Source organism: Exiguobacterium sp. E17S, from assembly GCF_057772545.1.
Window position 1 is genome coordinate 1 of record NZ_JBYLRU010000043.1, and the last position, 215, is coordinate 215.

Here is a 215-nt window from a genome sequence, read left to right on the forward strand (position 1 = left end):
TTGAAAGGCTCGCGCCCTCAAAACTGAAGTCATCAACAATGCATCTGCTAGAACAAGGCCTCGACCGATTAGTATCACTCAGCTCCACATGTCACCATGCTTCCACCCGTGACCTATCTACTCATCGTCTCTGAGGGGTCTTTCTTGATTACTCAAAGGGAAATCTCATCTTGGAGGGGGCTTCATGCTTAGATGCTTTCAGCATTTATCCCGTC

1 rRNA gene is annotated in these 215 nt (G+C 47.9%); it reads right to left on the reverse strand.

Annotated elements, in window-relative coordinates:
* Nucleotides 1-48 precede the first annotated feature (48 nt).
* Nucleotides 49-215, reverse strand: a 23S ribosomal RNA gene (locus AC3B4V_RS16360); the annotation flags it as partial.